At 46.5% G+C, this 623-nt stretch carries 1 protein-coding gene; it reads right to left on the reverse strand.

The genetic code is table 11. The features are described 5' to 3' along the window. A partial coding sequence (locus R7O13_RS28390) for a transposase (protein WP_318305393.1) occupies positions 1–623 on the reverse strand: 623 nt, incomplete at both ends.

The raw sequence follows: 623 nt of genomic DNA on the forward strand, positions 1-623 counted from the left end.
TAACCATTGTTTTTGATGACTGCAGCCATGCGTCTTGGCATGCTCCCCACCAGCTTCTGACATTGTTCTGCTGTCACAGCAGCCCATTCCTGTTTGACAAATTCAAACAAATTGTCTTTGTTTTTGGGCTTGTGGTTCTCCATTTTGAGTTTGATGATTTTCCACAGGTTTTCAATTGGATTAAGATCTGGTGATTGAGCAGGCCAAGGCATGGTGCGAATGTTGTGGTTCTCCATCCAGGCTTTAACTGACCTTGCCGTGTGGCAAGGGGCATTGTCTTGTTGGAAAATCCAGTCATTCGAGGCAGGAAAGAGTTTTCCAGCTGATGGAAGAAGACTGTTTTCAAGGGTAGTCCTGTACATGACCTGGTTCATTCGGCCTTCACACAATTGCATTTGCCCTGTTCCACTCAGACTGAAACAACCCCAGATCATGGCTGATCCACCCTCATGTTTTACTGTAGGGGCAAGACAGTCTGGGTTGTAAGCTTCTCCAGGCTTCCTCCTAACCAGTAAGTTGGCTGGAGTGGGCATCAATTCAAAATTGGATTCATCACTGAAGAGAACCTTAGCCCAATCATCAACAGTCCAATCCTTGTGGTCTCGAGCAAAGAGTAACCGGGC

The organism is Vibrio sp. Y176 (assembly GCF_033438945.1).